We start from the raw sequence: 7207 nt of genomic DNA on the forward strand, positions 1-7207 counted from the left end.
TCCCGAAGGGGGTCTGAGGAGGGCCGCTCCCCCGCCACTCAGCCCCCGGTGTAGGTCCAGCGGTACTGCGGCGGCGTCGGCCCCTTGTTGCGGCCACCCTGGCCCATCTGCTCCCAGGCATGGGCGAGAATGCCCACCGAGCGTGACAGCAGGAATAGCCCCCGCGCGAGCGGTGGCGCGAAACCCAGTTCGGCGTAGATGACCGCCGTGGCCCCATCGATGGTCATCGGCACCGCCCCGCCGCGCAACGCGCCCAGATGCGCCTCCACCGCCTGTCCGATCGCGGCAAAGCGCCCGTCGCAGACGCCCGACCCTGCGGCCTTGGCCACCTCGCCCATCAGCGCGGGCGCACGTGGGTCCACGGGGTTGTGAAAGCGGTGGCCAAAGCCCGGCACGTATTTCCCCCGTTCCGCGCGCCAGGCCGCCACGACATCGGGCAAGGCCGCGAGCCCCGCCGCGTCGATGCGAGTGTAAAGCTCCACCGCCTGTTCGCCTGCGCCGCCATGCACGTCATCCAGCATGTTGACGGCACTGGCCAGCGCCCCGTTGAGGGGCAGCCCGCAGGTGACCGCCATGCGCCCGGCGGCAATCGAGGGCGCCTGCGGACCGTGGTCCACGGCCGAAACAAGCGCCGCCTCCAGCAATCGCGCTTGTCCTTCAGTGGGCAGATCGCCCCGCAGCATCAGCCAGATCATCTGCGGGAAGCTCACCTGCCCGATCAGGTCCTGGATCTCGTGCCCCCGGATCGCGATGCGTCCCGGCTCCATGTCGATGATCGCCGTGCGCCACCAGTCTGAAACGTCGCTCATATCACGCCTTCCTCTCTCAGCCGCGCGATCGCGGTGTCATCCAGTCCGACCGCACCATAGATTTCTGCGGCATCGGCCCCGAGCACGGGTGGCGGGTCCGCCACCGCCGGGGCCGCCCCGTCCAGTTTCACCCCGGGGCGCAGCACCTTGACCGGGCGATCCACCCCCGGCACCTCCTCGAACTCCGCCAACAGGCCGCGATCCGCCACCTGGGGATGGGCCAGCGCTTCGGGCACGCTCATGACCGCGCCTGCGGGCACGCCAAGCGCATTGAGTTCCCGCGCCCAGTCCCGCGCCGGTTTGCCCTCCAGCCGCGCCTCGATCAGCGCGCGCAGCGCGTAGCGGTTGCGCTTGCGGTCCTCGCGCGTGGCGTAATCGGGATCGCCCAGCAGCGCCTCCAGCCCCAGGTGGCGCGCGAGCGCGTCCCACTGCTCGTCCTTGTTGGCGGCGATGTTCACGAGCCCCCCCTTGCAGCGGAACGCGCCCGAGGGGGCCGAGGTGGTGTTCTCGTTGCCATGGGCGCCCGGCGCCACCCCCGCGATCAGGTAATTCGACACCGCCCATCCCATCGTGGCCAGCACCGCTTCCAGCATCGACACGTCGATGACGCAGCCGCGCTCGGGCGCATTCAGCGCCGAGGCAATGGCCATCGCCGCCGTCAGCCCGCCGATCGTGTCGGCAATCGGATAGCCCACCCGCAGGGGGGCGCTGGCCGCGTCGCCGGTGATCGACATTACCCCAGACACGCCCTGCACGATCTGGTCATAGGCGGGCCGGTCGACCCATGGCCCGTCCTGCCCGAAGCCCGAGATCGCGCAATAGATCAGCCGGGGATTTTCGGCGCGCAACACCTCGGGCCCCAGTTCTAGCCGGTCCATCACGCCGGGGCGGAAATTTTCCACCAGCACATCCGCCGTCTTCACCAGCGCCTTCAGGATCTCCTTGCCGCGCGGGTGCTTGAGGTTCAGCGTGACCGATTTCTTGCCCGCGTTCTGCGCCAGGAAGGACACGCCCATATTGGCCCGGTTCAGGTCCGGATCGGCCCCCAGTTGCCGCGCGAGGTCGCCCCGCCCCGATGCCTCGACCTTGATCACCTCGGCCCCCAGGTGGGCCAGTTGGTGACAGGCGAAGGGGCCGGCCAGTACATTGGTCAGGTCCAGCACACGGATACCGGCAAGGGGCTTGGGGGCGGTCATGTCTCGGGCTCCGTTCTGGGCAGGAAGGCGGGAACAAGGAAGGTCAGCAGGAACAGCCGAAAGGCGTGGTGGAAGGCCACGAAGGCCGGATCGGCCTCCAGCATCACCGAAATCGCTGCCATCGTTTCCAGCCCGCCGGGGGCATAGGCGATGAGCAGCGTGGTCATCGGCAGGATCAGAACCGCATGCATCGCCAGCGCCGCCGCGACGGTGGCCAGCAAAGCCAGCGCGCTCAGGATCAGGGCGGCGCCCAGGGCGCGTGCGATCATCCCCGCCGTCACGCCGGAAAACCGCGTGCCGATCAGCGTGCCCATGATGGTGAAGCTGGGGATCGCCGCCCAGTCCGGCACGATGCCAGGCGTGACGCCGGTTCCGTGGCTGACCGAAGACACCAGCATGCCCCCCAGGAGGAAGGCCGCAGGCACGTTGCGCCGTTTCAGAACTGCCCCGGTCCCGGCGGCCAGAAGGGTCAGCCCCACCAGGTGCCACAGCGCCATCGGCGCGCCCGGCCGCGCAGTCATGGTCAGGTCCGCGTCGGTCATGAGCGCCACCACCAGCGGCACCAGAAGCGTCAGCGTCAGCACCCGCAGCGTCTGCACCACCGACACGGTCGCGATATCGGCGCGGGTCTCGGTCGAAAGCGACAGCACGTAACTCAGATGCCCCGGTGCGGCGGCCAGCCGCGCGGTCACAAGGTCGAAGCCGATCCAGCGGCGCAGCGCACCAGCCCCGCCAAGGAAGATCACCAGCAGCGCCAGTGCCAGCGCCACCAGGCTCGCCGGCCAGCTTGCGGCGGCGGCCAGGACCTCGGGGTTGATGCCGGTGCCCATCGACAGGCCAATAACGAGGAAGCAACCGTCTCGCAGGGCCAGCGGCACCCGCGTCACCAGCCCCGTCACGCTGGCCGCCGACACCAGCGCCGCCGGACCGGTCAGGAAGGGCGCAGGCACCCCCAACCCATAGGCCACGCCCGCCCCCGCCGCGCCAAGCGCGAGGGTGCTCAGGACCGTGGCCGGATCAGGAGGCAGGACGGGTTTCATGGCCCGAGTGTTACGTCTGTGATGCACGGGCGCAAAGGGCCCGCGACGCGCGTTGCGCGCTGCGCAACGGCCAGCGAGAGCGCTTGACGGGCCCCTGAAATGGTTGATGCCCGGACCTTGGCCAGGACCGGGCATCGAGGTTCAGACCCCTGGACGGGATAGGGGGGACGGGGCCGGAACCGTTTAAACAGCCTGTTGGACGGAAAAAGAGCGGCTGTCGTAATGAAAAAGTGTTTCGTCATCGCCACCGACCGTCTGGCCATAACAGACGGACTGAGGTTGCCAGAAATCCAAGGCAAACGAAGAGGAGGCATTGGTCAGGCTGAACGTCGCGAACGCCAACGTGGACCGGATCAAACGGGACATGTCGATCTGTGCTCCTCACCTTTCAGCGTCTAACGACGCGGTACGAGAATGGGTCGCGTGGGCGCTCGCCGGGGTTCAAAGTTTTTTCATCTTTTTGCTGCCCGCGTCGCCGCTGCCGATCCTGACCCTGAAGCGGACAAAAAAACCGGCCCGCGAGGGGCCGGATGAGGGGCCGGTGACGTGGGACGAGGTCGACCGGTGGACAGGGAGACAAGAGCGGCGGGTCACGGCGGCCGCGGGCGCCGATCGGGTCAGGCGAGGACCGCGCGGCGGAAATTGGTCAGCCGGGCGCGGGTGGGGGCGGAACGGGCCACGTCGCACATCACGTCGCTTCGGGCCGCCGCGACCGTGCTGCGCACGCGGGCATGATGGCTGCCTTTCGGGGCGGTGGTGGCAGCCGGGGCGGTAGCGAAGAAGAAGCGGGTCATGGCAGGTGTCCTCGGGGCTATGGCGTTGGGCGGCAAATCCGCCTTGGTAATCATGGGTCGTTCCGGCCCCCGCGACGGTTCAAAGAAATCCCGCACGCAGGAAAAAACCGGCCCCAGGGGGACCGGTTTCTGTGTGGAACCGTCGACTGCGGCTCAGGGACGAATGCCGAAATCCGACGGATCGAGCAGGTCGAAGCCACGCCCGAAACCTTCGGGCGGGGTGAAGGAGGGCCGGTCCGCCACGGGGCGGTCGTCATTGTCATCGGCGCTGGAGCCATGGGACTGGGGGCCCATTCCAGCCATTTCGAACCGGTAGCGCGGCTCGGCGCCATTACTCCCGCGCACCAGCACAAGGCGGCCGTTCTGCAACAGGGCATCGAGATCGGCCTGGCTGTTGACCGCGCCGCAGGCGTCGAAACCTGCAACGGTGCAGGCATCGGGATAGGACGAGGCCGCCTGGCACGAGCTCTGCATCTGGGCCTGGCAGGCAAGGCGGGCTTCGACGGCGCCGCTGGCTGCGGCGGATTGGGTCATGGCGAAAACGGAAGCGGCCAGAATTGCCGCGGAAGAAAGCTTGCTGAACATAATGGTTCCTTGATTATCAGAACCCCCACGAATGTCAGTCGTGCGGCGCAAGGGCCCGGTTCAAACTTTTTTTCGCCCCGTCAGGGGGTTGACCTATAGGCGGGGCGAAAAAAGCCCCGGCAGGATGTCAGCGCCGGGGCTTTCAAGGGAAATTGGGGGCAAATGAGCGTTCAGCAGCCGCCGCGCACCAGGCCCCAGCCGAACTCGGCATCGAACCCATCGGGGCCGAGATCGACGGCAGAGCCGCGCAGAAGCTCTCGCACCCTTTCGACCGAGAGCCCTCCGCCCGCACCCAGCCGGGCCGCCAGCGCGGTCACGATCGGGGCCGCGTAGGACGTGCCCGAGGCATAGTTGCCGCCACGGCGCGTGGCGACGTAGAGATCCACGCCGGGGGCGGCAAATTCAATATGGGTGCCGAAATTGGCCGCCCGGTAGCGGCGGAAGGCGGCATCGACGGCGGTCACGGCAATTACGTCTGCATGGGCTGCCGGATAGACCGCCCGTTCGCGCCCGTCATTGCCGGCAGCGGCCACCATGATCGCCCCGCGATCCTCGGCGCTGCTCAGCACTGCCTCCAGAACCGGGTTGGCCGGCCCCGCGAAGGACATGTTGATCAGCCGCACATCCTGTTGCAGCAGCCATTCAATGGCGGTGGCAATCCGCTCGACATCCGCGCCGGGATCACCGCTGCCATTGGTGAAGGCCGAGGCCGCATAGAGCCGGGCACCGGGGGCAAAGCCGCCCAGCGCGCCTTCGGGGTCCTGGCCCACCAGCAGGGCCGCCACGGCGGTTCCATGCGTGCCGGAGGGCGGGCGTTCCCCATCCTGCAGGAAATCGCGCGACACCACCGTTGCACCGGCTAGCGCCGGGTGACTGGCGTCGACCGGCCCATCAATCAACCCGATAGCAAGGTTGCGCCCCAGCGGGCAGGCGCCCGGGGCGGCATCGCCGATCATCTCGGCGGCGTAGATGCGCGGGCGGGCCTGCGCGAGATCGTAGATGTGATGCAGGCCGATGACGGTATTGGGGGCCGCATCCAGCAGTGCCAGCTCTGCGCGGGCCAGGTGGTCGGCCCCGCGCAGGTCGAACACGGCGAAGCGCACGCCAAGGATCGGCAGATTGCGGTAGCGCAGCAGCTGCGCACCGATTGCTTCGAGCGCAGCACGTGCCGCCGGGAATTCCGACACCGGGCCGGAAATGATCAGTTCCGGACGCCCGAAAAAGCCACGCGTCACGAAGCGTGGCCCCGGGTTGCGGTTCGGTTCCTCCATGTTCGGCCCGTCGTCGTGATGCGGATCGTAGCCATTGGCAAAGTCGCACTGGATGCTGCAAATCGTGCCCGGGTAGTTCGGATCGCTCGGATCCGTGATCTGCGCCACGGCAGCGGGCGCCTGCATCAGCACAACGACAAGGGCGACAACAATCTGCAGGGCGCGGAGCATGGCAAGTGGCCTTCGGTAATCGACTTTATTGAACGTCCTCGACAATAGCCGAACCGGACAGCATTTCAAATGCGGCATCGGTTGCCGCGTCATCCATCGCGGCAAGGCCGTAGAGGCCAAGCGCCGAGGGACCGGACACGATTTCAAGCCCCGCATCCAGCAGCAGGCCGCGGATCTCGGCCTCGGTGGCGTCAGGGGCGAAGGAGACGGTGAAATCGGCCTGGGCCGTATCGCCGCTGGCCAGCGTGAAGCCGGTGGGCGCGGCCATCGGCGCTTCGGCGCTGTCCATCGGCGCGGTGGCGGGGCCGAACTGGGGCAGGTTGAACCCGATCCCCACGGCCAGCACCACGGCGGCGGCGACCTGCCAGATGCGCAGGCGCATCAGCGGCACCACGTTGTCATTGGCGGCGGCGGGGGCCGGGGCGGCGCTGCGCTCGGCCTCGACATCGCGCATCAGCCGGGCCAGCCCGAAATCGCCGGGGCTTTGCACCTCTTCGGCCTGCATCGTGGAGCGGATGGCCGTCAGCGCGGCCAGTTCGGCGCGCAGGTCGGCATCCGCGTCCAGCGCGGCCTCGACCGTGGCCAGGTCCTCGCCTTCGAGGGTGCCATTGGCCCGGAAAGCCAGGAGTTCGTGAATATGCTCGTTGGTCATGCCATGCCCCTTTCCACGCGGCCCGACAGGCAGCGCATCAACAGTTTCTTGGCATGGAAGATGCGGGTCTTGACCGTGCCCTCGGGCACCCCCGCGACCTCGGCGATCTCGCCGTAGGTCATGTCCTGGTAGAACGCCAGGGTGATCGCCGAGCGGTGATCGTCCTTCAGCGTCTCCAGGCAGTGCCTCACATGCTCGGCCTCCTGGCCGGCTGCAAGGCAGGTCTCCTGATCGGGGCCGTCATCTGCCATGTCCGGTGTTTCATCGGTCAGGTCCATGCGGCCGCGTTTGCGCATCGAGTCGATGCTCTTTCTGTAGGCTATGCCGAAAATCCACGTCTGCACTTTCGATCTCCCTTCAAAGCGGCCGGCGGAACGCCAGACTTCCATGAACACGTCATGGAGTATGTCGCCTGCCTCGTGGGGATCGTTCAATCTGGAGACGATAAATTTGTAGACGGGTCGTTCGAGCGCACGGTAAAGCGCCGCCAAGGCTTGCTTGTCGCCCTGCGCGATCTGCTCGATCAGGAACCTGTGGTCTGCGCTCATGAAAAGGCCCGTCCTGCCTGTTGAGCAAGACTTACCCGGTTTGACTTGCCCCGCCAAGTCTCCGTTAGGTCAGGTTTCCCCGACTTTCGTGAAGTTCCACTGCGGAATGCCCAGAATGGCGTCAGCGCCGCCATATTCGCG

9 protein-coding genes are annotated in these 7207 nt (G+C 67.4%); all 9 read right to left on the reverse strand.

The features are described from left to right. Window positions 1–38 precede the first annotated feature (38 nt). Entirely contained in the window at window positions 39–809 is a 771-nt protein-coding gene (locus tag ACEQXV_RS01730; RefSeq protein ID WP_370267600.1) for a citryl-CoA lyase, read from the reverse strand. Beyond that, window positions 806–2005: a CaiB/BaiF CoA transferase family protein gene (locus ACEQXV_RS01735; protein ID WP_370267601.1), complete on the reverse strand. Its 1200-nt coding sequence runs from the start codon at window positions 2003–2005 to the stop codon at window positions 806–808. Before ACEQXV_RS01735 ends, ACEQXV_RS01730 begins: the two co-directional genes overlap by 4 nt. Next, window positions 2002–3045, reverse strand: a complete 1044-nt coding sequence (locus ACEQXV_RS01740) for an AbrB family transcriptional regulator (protein WP_370252874.1) — start codon at window positions 3043–3045, stop codon at window positions 2002–2004. The genes ACEQXV_RS01735 and ACEQXV_RS01740 overlap by 4 nt, the downstream gene beginning before the upstream one ends. Before the next feature lie 183 nt (window positions 3046–3228). After that, window positions 3229–3411: a hypothetical protein gene (locus ACEQXV_RS01745; RefSeq protein ID WP_370252872.1), complete on the reverse strand. Its 183-nt coding sequence runs from the start codon at window positions 3409–3411 to the stop codon at window positions 3229–3231. Window positions 3412–3662: 251 nt separating this feature from the next. Then, window positions 3663–3839 (reverse strand): hypothetical protein, encoded by a 177-nt coding sequence (locus ACEQXV_RS01750; protein WP_370267603.1) that lies wholly within the window; start codon window positions 3837–3839, stop codon window positions 3663–3665. Between the two features lie 153 nt (window positions 3840–3992). After that, window positions 3993–4424, reverse strand: coding sequence for a hypothetical protein (locus ACEQXV_RS01755; RefSeq protein WP_370267604.1), 432 nt, complete (start codon window positions 4422–4424; stop codon window positions 3993–3995). Window positions 4425–4594: 170 nt separating this feature from the next. Beyond that, window positions 4595–5866: a S8 family serine peptidase gene (locus ACEQXV_RS01760; RefSeq protein WP_370267605.1), complete on the reverse strand. Its 1272-nt coding sequence runs from the start codon at window positions 5864–5866 to the stop codon at window positions 4595–4597. A gap of 25 nt (window positions 5867–5891) precedes the next feature. Beyond that, window positions 5892–6518, reverse strand: a complete 627-nt coding sequence (locus tag ACEQXV_RS01765) for a hypothetical protein (RefSeq protein ID WP_370267606.1) — start codon at window positions 6516–6518, stop codon at window positions 5892–5894. Further along, a complete protein-coding gene (locus ACEQXV_RS01770) occupies window positions 6515–7066 on the reverse strand; it encodes an RNA polymerase sigma factor (RefSeq protein ID WP_370252862.1) in 552 nt (183 codons plus the stop codon). Before ACEQXV_RS01770 ends, ACEQXV_RS01765 begins: the two co-directional genes overlap by 4 nt. Window positions 7067–7207 lie beyond the last annotated feature (141 nt).

The sequence above is a fragment of the Nioella sp. genome (assembly GCF_964229645.1).
In the GTDB taxonomy this organism is placed as follows: domain Bacteria; phylum Pseudomonadota; class Alphaproteobacteria; order Rhodobacterales; family Rhodobacteraceae; genus Nioella.

Bases quoted from the DNA above. Each gene is read 5' to 3' on its own strand.
- ACEQXV_RS01745 (WP_370252872.1), bottom strand. From the start codon at position 3,411: ATGTCCCGTTTGATCCGGTCCACGTTGGCGTTCGCGACGTTCAGCCTG.
- ACEQXV_RS01760 (WP_370267605.1), bottom strand. From the start codon at position 5,866: ATGCTCCGCGCCCTGCAGATTGTTGTCGCCCTTGTCGTTGTGCTGATG.
- ACEQXV_RS01765 (WP_370267606.1), bottom strand. From the start codon at position 6,518: ATGACCAACGAGCATATTCACGAACTCCTGGCTTTCCGGGCCAATGGC.
- ACEQXV_RS01730 (WP_370267600.1), bottom strand. From the start codon at position 809: ATGAGCGACGTTTCAGACTGGTGGCGCACGGCGATCATCGACATGGAG.
- ACEQXV_RS01755 (WP_370267604.1), bottom strand. From the start codon at position 4,424: ATGTTCAGCAAGCTTTCTTCCGCGGCAATTCTGGCCGCTTCCGTTTTC.
- ACEQXV_RS01770 (WP_370252862.1), bottom strand. From the start codon at position 7,066: ATGAGCGCAGACCACAGGTTCCTGATCGAGCAGATCGCGCAGGGCGAC.
- ACEQXV_RS01735 (WP_370267601.1), bottom strand. From the start codon at position 2,005: ATGACCGCCCCCAAGCCCCTTGCCGGTATCCGTGTGCTGGACCTGACC.
- ACEQXV_RS01750 (WP_370267603.1), bottom strand. From the start codon at position 3,839: ATGACCCGCTTCTTCTTCGCTACCGCCCCGGCTGCCACCACCGCCCCG.
- ACEQXV_RS01740 (WP_370252874.1), bottom strand. From the start codon at position 3,045: ATGAAACCCGTCCTGCCTCCTGATCCGGCCACGGTCCTGAGCACCCTC.